Here is a 14,861-nt window from a genome sequence, read left to right as displayed (position 1 = left end):
ACCGATAAGGCATGACATGCTGGATGACATGCGGGGACGATCTGTCAGTCCCGTCTTCGTCGGGCGGCAAGAGGAGCTGAAGGCGCTCTCCGAGACCTTCGACGAGGCGCTCAAGGGCACGGTGACGGCTGTCCTCATCGGCGGCGAGGCCGGGGTCGGCAAGACCCGGCTCGTCCACCGCTTCGCCGAGCACTGCGCCGCCGGAGGCGCTCACGTGCTGTACGGCGGCTGCGTCGAGCTGTCCACGGAGGGCCTGGCCTACGCGCCCTTCACCGCCGCGCTCCGGCAGCTCGTCAGGGAGCGGGGGCCCGGCACGGTGACCGGGCTGCTGCCTGACGGCGCCGAACGCGATCTCGCCCGGCTGCTGCCCGAGTTCGGGGAGTTCAACGGCGACGGAGAGACCGACGCCGGCCGCGCGAGGCTCTTCGAGCAGTTCCTCACCCTGCTCGAACGCCTCGCGGCAAGCCGTCCCACCATCCTCGTCATCGAGGACATCCACTGGGCCGACAGGTCCAGCCGCGACCTCATCGCCTTCCTCAGCCGCAACCTGCACACGCCGCAGGTCCTCATCGTCATGACCTACCGCTCCGACGACCTGCACCGCCAGCACCCGCTCAGGCCCGTGCTGGCCGAGCTGGGCCGGGTCAACGGCGTGCACCGGCTCGACCTGCCCCGCCTGTCGAGGGACGAGGTCGCCCAGCAGATGACCGGCATCCTCGGCGAGGTCCCCCAGTACGCCAAGGTGCAGAAGGTCTACGAGAGCAGCGAGGGCATCCCGCTGTTCGTCGAGGCCCTGCTGGACGGCGGCGAGGACTGCACGGTCCCCGACTCCATGCAGGACCTCATCCTCAGCGCCGTCGAACGCCTGCCCGAGGAGACCCAGCGCGTGCTGCGCGTCGCCGCGGCCGGCGGCACCAGGGTCAGCCACGCGCTGCTGGCCGCCGTGAGCGGCCTGTCCGACATCGAGCTGGAGAGCGCGCTGCGCCCCGCGATCGCGGGGAACGTGCTGCAGATCGCCGACAACCGCGCCTACGTCTTCCGCCACTCCCTGATCCGCGAGGCCGTCCACGACGAGCTGCTGCCCGGCGAACACCAGCGGCTGCACGCCAGGTACGCCGAGGAGATCTCCAAGGACCGCAGGCTGGTCCCGCCCGGCCGCGCCGCCGTCGAACTGGCCCACCACTGGTACGGCGCCCGCGACGACCACTGGGCGCTGATCTCCGCCTGGGAGGCGGCGCAGAAGTCGTTCAAGGCGTACGCCTACACCGAGGCCGTTCCCCTGCTCGAACGCGTCCTCATGTTGTGGGACCGCGTGCCCGACGCGGCCGAGCTCATCGGCGCCGACCACACCGCCGTGCTGGAACGGGCCTCCGAGGCCGCCAACGCCGGCGGCGACGTCGACACGGCACTGAAGTTCGTCAAGGGCGCGCTGTGCGACCTGGACGAGGAAGCGGAGCCGGCGCGGGTGGCCCAGCTGATCGTGCGGCGGGCCGGCATCAAGAACTCCAAGGGGCATCCGGGGGTCATCGACGACCTCAGGCACGCGCTGCGGCTCGTCCCCGAGAACAGCCTCGACTGGGCCGAGGTCGTCACGCCGCTGAGCCGCCACCTCATGCTGAGAGGCGAGATCGCCGAGGCGGGCGAGCTGATCGCCGACGGCCTGCGGCTGGTCAGGGAGCACGGCGAACGGAGCCTCGAAGCCGACCTGCTGATGAACCTGGCGCTCGGCCACTCGCTCAACGGCGAGCTGGAGTCCACGATCATGGTCAACGAGCAGGCCCTGGAGCTCGGCAGGACGGCGAACGCCGGCCGCATCATCGCCAGAGCCATGGGCAACAACATCGACGCCCTGACCGACATGGGCCGCGACGACGAGGCCCTGCGCATGGCGGAGGACGGCTGGCGGCTCGCCAAGCAGTACGGCAGGCTGCGCGGCAGCGGCCTGTTCATCCTGAACAACCGGGCCGAGGTGCTGGAGTCGCTCGGCCGCTGGGACGAAGCCGTCGAGGCCGTCGAAACCGCGCTCGGCCACGGGCCCGTCCTGCGCACCCGTTACGCCCTGCTGCGGGTGCGCGCCGACATCGCGCTGGCCAGAGGCGAGCTGCCGCTGGTCGAGGGCATCCTGTCGGAGGTCGGCATCCTGAAGGAGCGCCCCGAGGAGTTCGTCCAGGACGTCACCAACAACGCCCGCCTGCTCATGCGCTGGCACCTCGCCAAGGGCGAGCCGGACGCCGCCCTGGACGTGGCCGAGCGGGTGCTGTCGCGTCCCCGGCAGTCGAGCAAGGCCATGCTCGGCTGGCGGCTGCTCTCCCTGCTGCGCACGGTCTGCGACGCCGCGGAGACCGCCGAACCCGCCGCGGCCGAGGGCACCGCGGCCGTGCGCCGGCAGGCCGCCGAGGTGGCGGCCGAGCTGTCGGTCATCGGGCCGGTCGTGGAGGCGTACCGGCTGTCGTACTCGGGGGAGTTCGACGCCGCGGCGGCGGCCTGGGAGCGGCTCCAGCGCCCGCACAACCAGGCCAAGGCGCTGCTGCAGGCGGCCACCGTGGTGGCGCGCGGCGGCGACCGCGAGGGTGCGGCGGCGCGGCTGAAGACGGCGCTGCCCCTGGCCGAGGCGCTGCGCGCGACGCCGCTCGTCGAGGAGATCGAGGCGCTGTCCCGCCGGGTGGGCGGGCTCTCACAGGGGCAGGAGCAGTCGGAGTTGCTGACGCCGCGCGAGCTGGAGGTGCTGCGCCTGGTCACCCAGGGCCGGACCAACCGGGACATCGCCGCCGAACTGTTCATCTCGGCGAAGACGGTGAGCGTGCACGTGTCCAACATCCTGGCCAAGCTGGGCGTGACCACCCGGGGTGAGGCGGCCGCGGCGGCCCACCGGCTGTCGCTGCTGTCACCGTAGGTCTCAGACCAGCGGTTCGACCAGGAGCGCGACGGCCTACAAGCAGCGGCTCGACCACGGACACGACAGCCTTCAGACCAGCGGTTCGACCAGGAGCGCGACGCCGAACACCGCGAACGCCGCGGCGGCGCCGTACCTGATGGCCTTCTCGGGCAGGTGCCTGCCCATCAGCCGCCCCACGACGATGGCCAGCGCGTCCGCCGCCACCATGCCGACCGTCGAGCCGATCCAGGTGCCGACCCAGCCGTGCTGCGTCGCCAGCGTGATCGTGGCCAGCATCGTCTTGTCGCCCAGCTCGCTCAGGAAGAACGCCACCGTCACCGCGATCAGGGCGTTCCTGGTGGTGCGCCGGGCCTTCTGCGCCTCGTCCTCGGTCAGCTCGTCGCCGCGCAACGTCCACGCCGCGAACCCGAGGAAGGCCAGCCCGGCCACCACGGAGATGGCCGTCGTCGGCAACGCGTCGCCGATCAGGCCGCCCACGGCGACGCTGAGCAGATGCACGACGGTCGTGGCGATCGTGATGCCCAGCAGCACGGGCCAGGTCTTGAAACGGGTGGCGAACGTCATCGCCATCAGCTGGCTCTTGTCGCCGAGCTCGGCCACGAAGATGACGCCGAGACTGATCCAGAACGCTTCCAACGGTCCTCTTCCGCGCGACCGGGCCGGAAGCGAAAACCCGGGGAGATGCGGGCACGGCTTCGGCCCGGCAGCGACTTGTCGCATGGCTGCCAGGCCGAAGGTCTCGTCCGCCCGTCTAAGGCCCGTGCGACCGGGCGCGATGAAGCGCCAGTGTGTCGATCACACGATTGGGACTACTCCCCTTCGGTAATTCCGAGACACCATAACAGACCAGATCGGGCCGCTATTCCCCGAGGGCGCAGCCGACCAGCACCGGCTCGTTGACCAGCGTGACCCCGAACTTCTCCCGCACCCCGTCGCGGACCTGCCTGGCCAGCGCCAGCAGGTCGGCGGTGGTGGCGGCCCCCGTGGGGTTGGTGAGCGCCAGCGTGTGCCTGGTCGAGATGCGTACGGGCCCGAGCTCGTAACCCTTCGGGAAGCCGGCCTGCTCGATCAGCCAGGCGGCGGGCACCTTGACCGATCCGTCGGGCATGTCCCACTGCGGATGGCCGGGAGCGCGCACCGCCAGCGCTTCCGCCTGCTCGGCCGTCAGGACCGGATTGGTGAAGAACGACCCGGCGCTGCGGGTGTCGGGGTCGCCCGGGTCGAGCACCATGCCCTTGCCCCGCCGCAGCTCCAGGACCGCCTCACGCGCCCGGGCGAGCGGCACCCGGCTCCCCGGCTCGGCCCGCAGCCGGCCGGCCAGCTCCGCGTACGCCAGCGGGCCGGACAATTCCGAGACGTCCAGCGCGTACGTCACCGCGAGCACCACGTGCCGCGCCAGATCGCGCTTGAAGACGCTGTCGCGGTAGGAGAAGCCGCACTGCCGCGCCTCCAGGTCGACCACCTGCCGGGTGCGCCGGTCGTAGGCGCGCACGCACCTGATGGTCTGGGCGACCTCCTGGCCGTACGCGCCGACGTTCTGGATCGGGGTCGACCCGACCTGCCCGGGAATGCCGGACATGCACTCGAGGCCCGACCAGCCCTCTGCCACGGCGCGGGCGACCAGCGGGTCCCAGTCTTCGCCCGCCTCGACGGTGACCAGCACCTGCTCGCCGTCGCGCGACACGGTCACGCCCCGGGTGGCGACCTTGATCACCAGCCCGTCGAAACCCTCGTCGGCCACCACGACGTTGCTGCCCCCGCCGAGCACCAGGGTGGGCACGGCGTTCCTGTCGGCATCGGCCACCAGGGAGACGAGTTGCTCCGCCGTGGACGCCTCGGCGAAATCGCGGGCGGGCCCGCCCAGGCCCAACGTGGTGTACGGCGCGAGCATCTCCATGGATCCACAGCTTACTAACGGGATATCCGCCCAAGGGACTGCCGCTGCGTCAGGCCGAGGCGCTCAGCAGGCGCAGCACCCCGTCATAGTTGCGCCGCGACTCCCGCTCCAGATAGTCGTCGGGCAGGTCGTGCCGGCCGAGGCGCTCCACGGGCGCCCGGTCGCGGGGCACGACCAGCTTGCCGTGCAGGGCGAGCGAGAGCTCCAGGTCGGCGTTCGTGCCGTGATGGGCGTCCTCGGGCAGCGCTCCGAGCGCCGCCGACCGGCGTACCGCCATGAGGTCTCCGGTGAGCGCCCGCACCCGGCCCGGCCCTGCCTCGCGCCAGCTCCGGCCGTCGTCGAGCGGTTCCGCGCCCCACCAGCCGGCCGCGACGGCGCCTTCGGCGATGGCCGCGATCAGCGGGGTCAGCGCGTCGCCGCGCAGCACGGTGGTGGTCTCCATCAGTACGTGCACCTCGGACATGTCGAGCCGCAGCAGCTTGGCCCGGCTCTCGCCCCAGGTGGCGGTGCCGCCGCGCCAGTGCGGCCGCTCGGCGACGTGCCAGGCGGCGATCCGGTCGGGACAGCGGCGGGCCAGGTCGTCCAGCACGTTGCCGGCGCCGTCGACGTTGCCCAGGTCGAGGGCGAGCACGCGGGCCCTCGTGTGGTCGAGCAGCGACTGCACGCACCGCTGCACGTCCTCGGGCCAGCCGTCCACGAGCAGGCCCACGCTCGTGGTGATGTCCGCGGTCTCGACGCGCTGCCGCTCGGTGTTGACGCCCAGGTCGTCGAGGCGGCTGGTGGCGAGCGAGGCGTCCCAGGTGCGCTGGGCGTGCAGCATGCCGTCGCCGTCGTCGTCGCCGTGCTGGCCGGGGTCGCCGGAGAAGCCCAGCTCGGCGGCGGGGTTCTGGCGGGCGTGCGTGCCCCGCCGCTTGGCCCCGGCCGTACCGACACCAGTCGCACCCGCACCGGAGCCGCGTGCCTTCCCCGCCGCACCAGAGCCAGCCCCCGACCCAGAGCCAGAGCCAGAGCCGCCCGTCGCACCGGAACCGCCCGCCGGGCCGGGGCCGCCGGCGGTGTCGCGGCCGGAGCCTGAGGTGCCGGCCACGTCCTCGAGGCGCGGCGGCCGCAGGTGCCCAGGGGGCTTGGCGTCGGTGACGGCGGAGACGGGGATCGATCGGACCGTGGGCCAGACTTCTCGCGCGGCTTCAGACATACCGTCACGGAGTACCCGGAAGCGGGCCGACCTATCATCCCGGCCCGCACCGACGGTCAGGACAGCTGCACCACCGCGCGCGCCTTGGACAGCACCTGCGCCTCACCCGACCTGGCGACGAGCCCGACGACCACCCGCTTGTCCCCGAGCTTCTCCTCGATCACGCCGCTGACCGTGATCGTGGCGCCCTGGTCGTCATCGGGCACGACCACCATCGACGAGAACCGCACGCCGAAGTCGACGACCGCCCCGGGATCTCCCGCCCAGTCGGTGACGTACCGGCCGGCCTGCGCCATCGTGTACATGCCGTGCGCGATCACGTCGGGCAGCCCGACCATCTTGGCGAAGCGTTCGTTCCAGTGGATCTGGTTGAAGTCACCGGAGGCCCCGGCGTACATGACGAGGTTGGAGCGGCGCACGTGGTAGTCGATGGCCGCGAGCTCCTGGCCGACCTCGACCTGGTCGTACTTCACCGTGGCGGTCATCAGGCGGCCCCTCCGCGCTCGACGATCGTGTTGTAGGTGACGCAGACGGGCTCGCCCTCGACGGTCGTCACGTCGCTGCGCACGGTCAGCAGCTCGTTGCTGCCGGCGGTGCGGATGTCGGTGATCGTCGCGGTCGTGACCAGCTCGTCGCCGGCGATGACGGGGCGTACGTACTCGAAGCGCTGCTCGCCGTGGACGACCATGGCGAAGTTGAGCCCCAGGCCGGGGTCGGCGAGTGCCTCGCCGCCGCTCTGCAGGCTGAAGACGATCGGGAACGTCGGCGGCGCGATCACGTCGGGATAGCCGGCGGCCTGCGCGGCCTCCTTGTCGCGGTAGAGAGGATTGTTGTCGCCGATCGCGGTGGCGAACTCCCTGATCTTCACCCGGCTGACCTCGTAAGGGGCGCTGGGCGGATAGCTCCGGCCCACGAAGTCACGGTTCAAGGCCATCAGTGGCTCCTCGTAGTCTCCAACCGAGCGCTGCTGAGGGCGACGGTAACAGAACAACGTTCGGCTGTCGCGGGAGATGGCCGTGATTTTGCCGGGGGGCGGACACGACGAACCGGCGCCCTGCGAAGGGGACGCCGGCTGTGCGATGGAGCGTATGAGAGGGGCCGAGGCCCCTGCCCGGTGCGAACCTAGCGGGTCTCGCGGTGCGCGCGGTGGCAGCGGCAGTTAGGGCAGTATTTCTTCAGCTCAAGCCGATCCGGGTCGTTGCGCCGGTTCTTCCGCGTGATGTAGTTGCGGTGCTTGCACTCCTGGCAGGCCAGCGTGATCTTCGGCCTAACGTCGGTGGCAGCCACTTGGGAGTGCCTTTCTACGTTCGGGACATGGACACGCCCGTGCCCAGGCCGTCGACCTGGGATTGGGCAGTAGCGGAGGCCGGACTTGAACCGGCGACACAACGATTATGAGCCGTTTGCTCTGCCTGACTGAGCTACTCCGCCTTTGAGCCGGTTAACGACACCGACCATCGTAGAGAATACCCGACGCGGCGAGCACATCAGCAACTCGCTCCATCGGGCGGGGTCTCTCCAGTATGCCTCAGGATCCCCGGCAACCGAAATCAGGAGCGCAGTAGGGGCTCGCGCATCACCAGCGACGATAGACCTCCTCCGCCCACCCATACAAGTCGCATATATCCGCACATCCCCCGCCATCGTCGACGGCTGACCCCGTCCGGGTACGGCGAGCACGCGATGGAGCCGCTGCTCCGCAAGCGCCAGGGTGGGAGAGGGTCGGACACCCTCACCGCTCCGGCCGCAGACCAGGCCCGTGCGCTGCCCGAGCCCGCCGCCGAGTCGGCAGCACCGCACCTCCTGAAGCCTCGACACCCCCGGGCTACGGTGCAGGTGCGCGGGACACCGCTTCCGCGCGGCCGGCTCTCAGGGCGAATTCATCGCGCACAACGGGAAACGCCCGGCTCCAAGATCTCTTGGACCGGGCGTTCTGCCTGTTCGGATTGCGAGCCCCCAAACGGAATCGAACCGTTGACCTTCTCCTTACCATGGAGACGCTCTGCCGACTGAGCTATAGGGGCCTGTCCGGCGCTGCGGACAGGTGTAACCATACACGGCGCTCAGCCCTGATGCGAACTTGTTCCGGCCTCCGCGGGGACCTCCGCGCGGCGCCGGGCGGGGAGCTCGATGACCTCGCACAGGTCGGCCAGATCGACGAGCCTGGCCACCTCCGCGACGGAGACGCAGTCGGCGACCATCCATCCGTGCCGGCGCACCCGCAGCACCTGCCGCCCGCCCCGCACGGCGGCCACGACCTCGTAACCGTCGAGGCCGACCCATCGCCTGTCCATAGCGGCACACATTAGCCGTCGGGTCTCTCAATTTCCGGCCAGTCACACGCGTCACCGGTCTGAAGGATCGTCAGCGGGAGCCCTTGCGCGGCGGGCGGTACCGGTAGAAGCCGGCGAAGTCCTCCTTCTCCTTAATGTCGTCGACGCGCACGATCGCCCCGGTCTCGGGTGCGTTCATCATCGTCCCATTGCCCAGATAGATGCCGACGTGATGGGTTTTGACAGTCTTTTTGGTGATCTTTCCGAAGAACGCTAGATCCCCTGGTTTCGGGGACTTCACCCGGCGCATTTTCCGTACCTGCGCGTCGGTGTTACCCGGCCCCAGCACGTCTTCGCCGTGCGCCAGCGCGTACACCCACCTGGCCAGCCCCGAGCAGTCGAGGCCGCGTGTCCTGGCCGCCGGGCAGGGCTTGATCCTGCCCCGGTAACCCCTGCAGGTGCCCTTCGAAGGACCGGGCTCCTCGGCGTGGCCGCCGCCCCACGAGTACGCGATGCCGTACCGCTCGATCTCGTAGGCGAGCTGGACGATCCTGGGCGGCAGGGACAGGCCGAGCGGCACCGAGGCCGTGGCGGTCAGCAGGATCAGCGCCGCCGCCACAGCCAACCGCCGCTTCATCCCAAACCCCCTCCAACACCGGGACTTGGGATTAATCCTGCCTTATCGCGCTTTGAGAGTGAGTTTCACCGAACCGACGGTGACGTTCATGCCGACCGTGCCCTTCGGCTTCCTGGGCTTGGTGGTGAACACGAACATCACCTTCTTCGCCCGGGGCAGCTCCTCGATCCGGCACGACACCGCCGTGCCGCTGAACTTGCACGCCGGCGCCTCGACCACCCGCTGCCCGCCGAACGCGCGCCCCGACACCTTGATGTCCTTGACCGGGTGCGGGCCCGTGTTCGTCACGACGACCCTGTACGACGTCCGGCTCGTGGCCTCGCCCGAGACCATGACCTCGGCCGGCGGGTTGGCCAGCGCCTTGAGCTGGGACTCGCTGCCGTTGAACGAGTTCTGGCCGCCGGACAGCGTGCCCTTCTCCGCCGACTGCCAGAACGTGTGCCTCTTCCAGCTCTTCGGCAGCGAACCAGGCTCGCTGCCCCAGCGGGCCAGCCAGAGGGGGTTGGATGTGAACGCGGCCGAGTTTCCCGTGCAGGTCCGCCACCAGCTCGTCGTGGTGTAGATGATCGCGTGCCGGCCGGTCGCCCTGCGGTATCTGACGGTGAAGTCCTTGATCCAGGTGACCATGTCCTTCGTCGACAGGCCGTAGCAGGAGTTCTTGCCGTTCTTGTCTTTGTACGGATTGTCCTCCACATCGAGGACCCCCGGCAGGGTTTGGCCATCACTGACCCAGTCGCCGCCATTCTGGAGGAAATAGTCGGCTTGAGTCATCCCATCGGATTCGTGCGGTTGCGCAAAGTGATAAGCGCCGCGGAAGAGCCCTGCCTCCGCCGCACCGCCGAACTGCGTGTCGAAACGTGGGTTGCGGTAGTCGGCCCCCTCGGTGGCCTGCACGAACGCGAATTTGCCGCCTTCGGAGGCCACGCTCTCCCAGTCGACGTCACCGGTCCAGTTACTGACGTCGACCCCGGGAACTCCGTCGGCGGCCTCGGCGACTCCCGTCATCCCGGTCGCCAGAATCACCGCTGATAACCACAGACGTTTCACGCCGGAGATCCTTCCGGAGCCACACACAAATGTGCAAGTCGGGCTATATTCACGTCCTTCGACGTATCAACTGAATAGACCGGCCCCAGCGCGAGCGGCCGCGCCGCCGCCGTCCACTGCCGCCACCGCTCGTCGTCGACCTCGGCGTCATGGTGGATCGTATGCCGCACCCGGCGCTCGTACCGGCTCCTCGCCACGTCGGGCGGCACCTCGCACCAGACCTCCCGCACCCCCGCGGGCGGGACGCCCGCGCGGTCGAGCCCGGCCAGCACCACGGGACGCAGCGGCGCGAGCCACGGACTCTCCAGCACCGCGCCCGGCGGGGAGTTCGCGAGCAACGTCCACATGCTCTCGCCCGCGGCCATCCCGAGGCGCCTGCTCCACTCCCGCCCTTCCACCCCGTCGGGCCTGGGGAGCACGTCGGCCAGCGTCTCCTTGAGAACGTCCTTGGAGAAGACGGGCAGCCCGAGCTCACGGCCGAGGGCCCGGGCCAGCGTGCTCTTCCCCGCTCCCGGCAACCCGTTCACCAGCACGGCAAGCCTGCGCATGCCCCGACATGCTGCCAGAACCGCCGCCCCCGGGCCCCGCTCGGGAAAAACTTCTCCGTCACCGGGAAACCCGCACCTCAGAGCCCCGAAATCGCCCTTGTAGGAGGGGACGTCGAAGACGTCGTTTCCGCAGGTCACATCCGTTTATGAACGTGACATTCGCGTTTGCCAAACCGGGTTTCCCCTGCCCAAACTGGTCTCATTCCTGCTTTTCGCGCCCCGACCAGGGGTTTCTTCGCCATGCCCAGAGGAGACCGACCATGATCCACGCCCGGGGCCTGACCCGAGAGTTCAAAGTCAAGAAGGAGACCGTCACCGCCGTTCACGGCATCGACCTCGACGTGGAGGCCGGCCGGCTCGTGGCGTTCCTCGGCCCCAACGGCGCGGGAAAGTCCACGACCCTGCGCATGCTCACGACACTGCTGCCGCCCACCTCGGGCACCGCCACGGTGGCGGGCCACGACGTGGGCCAGAACCCGGCCGGCGTGCGCGCCCGCATCGGCTACGTCGGCCAGAAGAACAGCGCGGGCGAGAACTTCCTCGTCCGCGACGAGCTCATCACCCAGGGCCGCTGCTACGGCCTGAGCACCCGCGACGCGGCCGCCCGCGCCGACGAACTGCTGGACCTGCTCGACCTCGTGCCGCTGGCCAGGCGCAAGCCCGGCACCCTCTCGGGGGGCCAGCGCCGCCGCCTGGACATCGCCCTCGGCCTCATCCACCGCCCCGACCTGCTCTTCCTGGACGAGCCCTCGACCGGGCTCGATCCGAAGAGCCGCGCCGACATCTGGCAGCACATCCTCCGGCTTCGGGAGACGTTCGGCACGACGCTCTTCCTCACCACGCACTACCTGGAGGAGGCCGACAACATGGCGGAACGCGTGGTGATCATCGACGGCGGGAAGATCATCGCGGACGGCACCGCAGAACGGCTCAAGAACGACCTAGCCGGCGACCACATCACCATCACCACCAGCACCGAGCAGGAGGCGGCGACGGCCGCCCGCATCGGCAACGGCACCGCGACCGGGACCACCGTGCGCCTCCAGGTGCCCAACGCCGCCGCGGCGCTGCCCGACTATCTCCGCACTTTGGACGGCTCCGGCATCAGGGTCACCACCGCCGAGACCGCCCGCCCCACCCTTGACGACGTGTTCCTCGCGCTTACCGGGAGAAGCCTCACCGATGACGACATTCCTGCGTGACACCGCCACCATCTTCTCGCGCGAGTTCAGGCCGACCCTGCGCGAGCCCGTCGGGCTCCTCTTCGAGATGGGGCAGCCGCTGCTGTTCCTGTTCCTGTTCGGGTCGCTGCTGGACGGGGCGGTCGGCTCGTCGTGGCAGTGGTTCGTGCCGGGGATCCTGGTCATGATGTGCCTGACCGGCCCGATGGCCGCCGGCTACACGCTGCTGGTCGAGCTGATCGGCGGCTCGATGGAGCGCCTGATGGTCACACCGCTCAACCGCACCGCGATGCTCGTCGGCAGGACCATGAAAGAGATGATCATCCTGCTGGCCCAGGCCGTGCTGATCATCCTGCTGGCGCTGCCCCTCGGCTTCGACCTCCATCCGGCGGGCGTGCTGGCCGGCCTGGTGCAGCTGGTGATCTTCGGGGTCGGGCTGGGCTCCCTCTCGTTCGTCCTCGCCATCAAGTCGGCGCCCGGCGGCACCCTGTTCTACATCGTCAGCCAGTCGATCCTGTTCCCGCTGCTCCTGTGCTCGGGGGTGCTCCTCCCGCTGGACACCGCCCCCGCCTGGCTGCGGGCCATCGGGTACGCCAACCCGGTCACGTACATCGTCGACGCCCAGCGTGCCCTGTTCGCCGGCCACCTCGCGAGCCCCTCCATCCTGTACGGAACCGCCGCCGCCTGCGCGGTGGCCGCGGCCGGCCTCTACCTCGGCAACCGGGCCATGCGCCGGGGCGTCTGATCGCGGGCACGATGGAGGCATGACTCATCTGGTCGTGACCGGCACGCTCCCCTACATCCCCGTGGCGCACCGCATGGACCTGATGCGCTCCGGGTCCCTCCCGCCGCTGGAGCAGACCACGTGCGCGTTCGCGTTCGTGTCGGACCGGGCGGGCCGCACCCTCATGACGCGCGTGGACGGGCGCGGCTGGGACCTCCCCGGTGGCCACCTCGAAGCCGGGGAGACGGCGGCCGACGCCGCGGCCCGCGAGCTCTACGAGGAGACCGGCCTGCGTCTGCCCTCGTCCGCGCTGTCCGTCTTCGCCTGGGAACGCATCGAACTCCTCGCCCCGGCGCCCGACGGCTACCGCTACCCGCCGCTGGCGTACATGGTGATGTTCCGGGCCTCACTCCCGGCACTGGGCTCCCCGACCCGGCCGCCCGCCGGGTCGGAGACCAGCGCCGCCGAGTGGCTGGCGATCGAGGAGATCAACCGGGTCTGCGCCGGCCGCTCATGGCTGGCCCTGCTGGACGGCGCGGGCCCGCTCTAGGTCGGCGCTGCGGTAGAGCCGCTCGGGGATCCGCGCGAGCGTGGACGGATGCACCTGCGGGCCGAGCCCGTACAACTTCTGGAAGCTCATGATGAGCGGGCGCCAGGCGTCGGGGTCGATGCGGTCGTCCGTGCCCGCCATGCGGATCCCCTCGTGCACCCAGACCCGCTGCACCCGCACCTCGAACGACAGGATCCCACCGTCGTCGCCCACAGGGTGATGGCGTTCGAGCACGGCCTCCATGCTGACCGGGCACTCGCCCACCCGGGGCGGCGCCACCGTCTCGGACGGGACGGCGGTCAGCCCCGCCCGCCGGAACTTGTCCGCCACGTGCCGGTAGCCGCGCGCGTGTTTCCGCTCGGGCACGGGGTCGGAGCCGGTGGTCAGCGCCAGCCGGTCGACGGCCGGCGCGAGCGCGTCGGACGGGAGGTTGAGCACGCATTCGCGGGTCCTGAGCAGGTTCTGTGCCGTCTTGGCCCGCGCCCCCAGCCCCAGCACCGCACGCCAGCCCAGCCAGAACGCCGACGACATGGGGGCCAGGTTGGGGGTCCCGTCCTCGTTCGTGGAGGAGATGAGGACCACGGGGGTGCCGAAGTAGAGGATGTTCGGCTCGATGAGGGTGTGCGTGTCGGCGAGAGTGCTCATGGCCCCCCACTCTTGCGGCAGACCAGGGCCGGGCGCTGGCGGCCTTCGGACGTCTCGTTGGCGCCCCTGCCCGGCCCTGCCTGGGCCCTTGCCCGGCCCTGCCTGGGCCCTTGCCCCCTGAGCCGCCGGCGGCGAGGATCATGAGCCGGCACGCATCGTCGGCGAAGGACGGCTCACTCCATGAAGATCCGCTACAACCCGCTCGTGGGCTGGACGTTCCTGGTCCTCGGTACGGTCATGGTCCTCTTACAGCTCTGGCTCCTCCTGCTCGGCTCGTTCAGCCCGACGATCGTCGTCGGGTTGATCTTCGCCGGAGTCGGCGCCGTCTACTTGCGGCGGCCGTATTTCCTGGTCGAGCCCCAGGCCATCGTTCTCACCGCGCCGATCGGACCGGCCGAACGCAGATTCCACATCCCCACGGGCGGGAGCCCGCGCCTGGAGGGCAACCGCATCGTCATCGACGAGGCGGGCGGGGCCCGGAAGGTGCCCGTGCGCAAGGGGATGGCGCATCCGGCGGACTGGGCGGCGTACACCGCCACCCTCCCCCGCGGCCCTCAGGCCTGAACAGGCACGTCCAGCCGTCACTCCCACGCTCGGGTTCGATCGGGCAGGTCAGCGCGTCGCTCCCACGCTCGGGCCTGACAGGCAGGTCCGGCGCGCGTCACTCCCACGCGGGGTCCTGCGCCAGTTTCTCGGCGATGCGGTCGTGGAAGCTCTTGCGGGCCAGGGCCTGCTCGATGTCGGCGACGACCCGGGTGAGCGGGTAGGGGATCTCCGCCTCGATCTCGGCGACGGCGGCCTCGGTGGCCCGCCACTCCGCCGCCAGGCGGCCGACGACGCCGCGGGCGTGGTCGGTGAGCGTCACCTTCTTGCTGCGCGCGTCGTCACCCGGCACGGTCTCGACCCAGCCGGCCTCCCGCATGGCGGCCACCTTCTGGCTGAGCGCCGAGTGCGTCCGGCCGACCGACTCGGCCAGTTCGGTGATGGTCATCGGCCCGAGGGCGTTGAGCCGGAGCAGCTCCATCACGAAGCTCGGCTTGAGCCCGTCGATGCGCTTCTCGGAGTAGAGCCGGGCGATGTCGGCGTCCATCGAAGCCTGCAGGACGCGCAGCGGCCGCCAGAGGCTCTCGCGGGTGGGATCGGGGGTGTTGGGGTCAGCCATGAGGTAACTATAACAGCTCTTATATAAGGACTGTTATTTCTCCCGGCGATCCGTGCCCCCCTGCGCCCTACACGGCCGGCCAGAATCGTGCCAGACTGCCTGCTCA

17 protein-coding genes and 2 tRNA genes are annotated in these 14,861 nt (G+C 70.2%); 5 read left to right on the top strand and 14 right to left on the bottom strand.

What is annotated here, in order from left to right; translation table 11 throughout:
- The first annotated feature begins 28 nt into the window (after window positions 1–28).
- Window positions 29–2,893 (top strand): ATP-binding protein, encoded by a 2,865-nt coding sequence (locus tag E1292_RS54810; RefSeq protein WP_281284007.1) that lies wholly within the window; start codon window positions 29–31, stop codon window positions 2,891–2,893.
- A 72-nt stretch (window positions 2,894–2,965) separates the two neighbouring features.
- On the opposite strand, the gene E1292_RS06510 is transcribed toward E1292_RS54810, so the two are convergent.
- From E1292_RS06510 to E1292_RS06455, 12 genes are all read right to left on the bottom strand, one after another.
- Window positions 2,966–3,532 carry a TMEM165/GDT1 family protein gene (locus E1292_RS06510; RefSeq protein WP_132593016.1) on the bottom strand — a complete coding sequence of 189 codons (567 nt, stop codon included), beginning with the start codon at window positions 3,530–3,532 and terminating at the stop codon, window positions 2,966–2,968.
- Window positions 3,533–3,755: 223 nt separating this feature from the next.
- Window positions 3,756–4,793: a UDP-N-acetylmuramate dehydrogenase gene (locus E1292_RS06505; protein WP_132593014.1), complete on the bottom strand. Its 1,038-nt coding sequence runs from the start codon at window positions 4,791–4,793 to the stop codon at window positions 3,756–3,758.
- A 49-nt stretch (window positions 4,794–4,842) separates the two neighbouring features.
- Window positions 4,843–5,988: a hypothetical protein gene (locus E1292_RS06500; protein ID WP_132593012.1), complete on the bottom strand. Its 1,146-nt coding sequence runs from the start codon at window positions 5,986–5,988 to the stop codon at window positions 4,843–4,845.
- A 56-nt stretch (window positions 5,989–6,044) separates the two neighbouring features.
- Window positions 6,045–6,473, bottom strand: a complete 429-nt coding sequence (locus E1292_RS06495; RefSeq protein WP_132593010.1) for a MaoC family dehydratase — start codon at window positions 6,471–6,473, stop codon at window positions 6,045–6,047.
- Complete coding sequence (locus E1292_RS06490) at window positions 6,473–6,922, bottom strand: MaoC family dehydratase N-terminal domain-containing protein (protein ID WP_132593008.1); 450 nt, start codon at window positions 6,920–6,922, stop codon at window positions 6,473–6,475. The genes E1292_RS06495 and E1292_RS06490 overlap by 1 nt, the downstream gene beginning before the upstream one ends.
- Before the next feature lie 188 nt (window positions 6,923–7,110).
- Window positions 7,111–7,275 carry a 50S ribosomal protein L33 gene (rpmG, locus tag E1292_RS06485; RefSeq protein ID WP_019632658.1) on the bottom strand — a complete coding sequence of 55 codons (165 nt, stop codon included), beginning with the start codon at window positions 7,273–7,275 and terminating at the stop codon, window positions 7,111–7,113.
- Between the two features lie 70 nt (window positions 7,276–7,345).
- Window positions 7,346–7,419, bottom strand: a tRNA-Met gene (locus E1292_RS06480).
- A gap of 520 nt (window positions 7,420–7,939) precedes the next feature.
- Window positions 7,940–8,012: transfer RNA gene (locus tag E1292_RS06475), tRNA-Thr, on the bottom strand.
- 39 nt (window positions 8,013–8,051) lie between these two features.
- Complete coding sequence (locus E1292_RS06470; protein WP_132593006.1) at window positions 8,052–8,282, bottom strand: transposase; 231 nt, start codon at window positions 8,280–8,282, stop codon at window positions 8,052–8,054.
- 70 nt (window positions 8,283–8,352) lie between these two features.
- Window positions 8,353–8,898 (bottom strand): C40 family peptidase, encoded by a 546-nt coding sequence (locus E1292_RS06465; RefSeq protein WP_132593004.1) that lies wholly within the window; start codon window positions 8,896–8,898, stop codon window positions 8,353–8,355.
- A gap of 42 nt (window positions 8,899–8,940) precedes the next feature.
- Window positions 8,941–9,945, bottom strand: coding sequence for a lysozyme (locus tag E1292_RS06460; protein ID WP_132593002.1), 1,005 nt, complete (start codon window positions 9,943–9,945; stop codon window positions 8,941–8,943).
- Entirely contained in the window at window positions 9,942–10,493 is a 552-nt protein-coding gene (locus tag E1292_RS06455; protein WP_165974417.1) for a P-loop nucleotide/nucleoside kinase family protein, read from the bottom strand. Before E1292_RS06455 ends, E1292_RS06460 begins: the two co-directional genes overlap by 4 nt.
- 260 nt (window positions 10,494–10,753) lie before the next feature.
- Between E1292_RS06455 and E1292_RS06450 the strand changes: the two genes are divergently transcribed.
- The 3 genes from E1292_RS06450 to E1292_RS06440 are packed head-to-tail and all read left to right on the top strand — an operon-like array spanning window position 10,754 to window position 12,948.
- A complete protein-coding gene (locus tag E1292_RS06450) occupies window positions 10,754–11,695 on the top strand; it encodes an ATP-binding cassette domain-containing protein (protein WP_132593000.1) in 942 nt (313 codons plus the stop codon).
- Window positions 11,676–12,419, top strand: coding sequence for an ABC transporter permease (locus tag E1292_RS06445; protein WP_132592998.1), 744 nt, complete (start codon window positions 11,676–11,678; stop codon window positions 12,417–12,419). The genes E1292_RS06450 and E1292_RS06445 overlap by 20 nt, the downstream gene beginning before the upstream one ends.
- Window positions 12,420–12,438: 19 nt before the next feature.
- Window positions 12,439–12,948, top strand: a complete 510-nt coding sequence (locus E1292_RS06440) for an NUDIX domain-containing protein (RefSeq protein WP_132592996.1) — start codon at window positions 12,439–12,441, stop codon at window positions 12,946–12,948.
- Here the strand turns inward: E1292_RS06440 and E1292_RS06435 are convergent.
- Window positions 12,910–13,593, bottom strand: coding sequence for a flavin reductase family protein (locus tag E1292_RS06435; protein WP_132592994.1), 684 nt, complete (start codon window positions 13,591–13,593; stop codon window positions 12,910–12,912). The two genes, E1292_RS06440 and E1292_RS06435, sit on opposite strands and share 39 nt — an antisense overlap.
- 180 nt (window positions 13,594–13,773) lie before the next feature.
- Between E1292_RS06435 and E1292_RS06430 the strand changes: the two genes are divergently transcribed.
- Entirely contained in the window at window positions 13,774–14,157 is a 384-nt protein-coding gene (locus E1292_RS06430; protein WP_132592992.1) for a hypothetical protein, read from the top strand.
- 97 nt (window positions 14,158–14,254) lie between these two features.
- Here the strand turns inward: E1292_RS06430 and E1292_RS06425 are convergent, their stop codons facing one another.
- Window positions 14,255–14,755, bottom strand: coding sequence for a MarR family winged helix-turn-helix transcriptional regulator (locus E1292_RS06425; RefSeq protein WP_132592990.1), 501 nt, complete (start codon window positions 14,753–14,755; stop codon window positions 14,255–14,257).
- Between the last annotated feature and the right edge of the window lie 106 nt (window positions 14,756–14,861).

It is taken from the genome of Nonomuraea deserti (genome assembly GCF_004348685.1).
Classification (GTDB): domain Bacteria; phylum Actinomycetota; class Actinomycetes; order Streptosporangiales; family Streptosporangiaceae; genus Nonomuraea; species Nonomuraea deserti.
Note: the sequence above shows the minus strand (reverse complement) of the source record. Positions and strands in the feature narration are given on the sequence as shown.

Coding starts and splice junctions, on each gene's coding strand:
- E1292_RS54810 (WP_281284007.1), top strand. CDS start 29: ATGCGGGGACGATCTGTCAGTCCCGTCTTCGTCGGGCGGCAAGAGGAG.
- E1292_RS06505 (WP_132593014.1), bottom strand. CDS start 4,793: ATGGAGATGCTCGCGCCGTACACCACGTTGGGCCTGGGCGGGCCCGCC.
- E1292_RS06500 (WP_132593012.1), bottom strand. CDS start 5,988: ATGTCTGAAGCCGCGCGAGAAGTCTGGCCCACGGTCCGATCGATCCCC.
- E1292_RS06495 (WP_132593010.1), bottom strand. CDS start 6,473: ATGACCGCCACGGTGAAGTACGACCAGGTCGAGGTCGGCCAGGAGCTC.
- E1292_RS06490 (WP_132593008.1), bottom strand. CDS start 6,922: ATGGCCTTGAACCGTGACTTCGTGGGCCGGAGCTATCCGCCCAGCGCC.
- E1292_RS06470 (WP_132593006.1), bottom strand. CDS start 8,282: ATGGACAGGCGATGGGTCGGCCTCGACGGTTACGAGGTCGTGGCCGCC.
- E1292_RS06465 (WP_132593004.1), bottom strand. CDS start 8,898: ATGAAGCGGCGGTTGGCTGTGGCGGCGGCGCTGATCCTGCTGACCGCC.
- E1292_RS06455 (WP_165974417.1), bottom strand. CDS start 10,493: ATGCGCAGGCTTGCCGTGCTGGTGAACGGGTTGCCGGGAGCGGGGAAG.
- E1292_RS06450 (WP_132593000.1), top strand. CDS start 10,754: ATGATCCACGCCCGGGGCCTGACCCGAGAGTTCAAAGTCAAGAAGGAG.
- E1292_RS06445 (WP_132592998.1), top strand. CDS start 11,676: ATGACGACATTCCTGCGTGACACCGCCACCATCTTCTCGCGCGAGTTC.
- E1292_RS06440 (WP_132592996.1), top strand. CDS start 12,439: ATGACTCATCTGGTCGTGACCGGCACGCTCCCCTACATCCCCGTGGCG.
- E1292_RS06435 (WP_132592994.1), bottom strand. CDS start 13,593: ATGAGCACTCTCGCCGACACGCACACCCTCATCGAGCCGAACATCCTC.
- E1292_RS06430 (WP_132592992.1), top strand. CDS start 13,774: ATGAAGATCCGCTACAACCCGCTCGTGGGCTGGACGTTCCTGGTCCTC.
- E1292_RS06425 (WP_132592990.1), bottom strand. CDS start 14,755: ATGGCTGACCCCAACACCCCCGATCCCACCCGCGAGAGCCTCTGGCGG.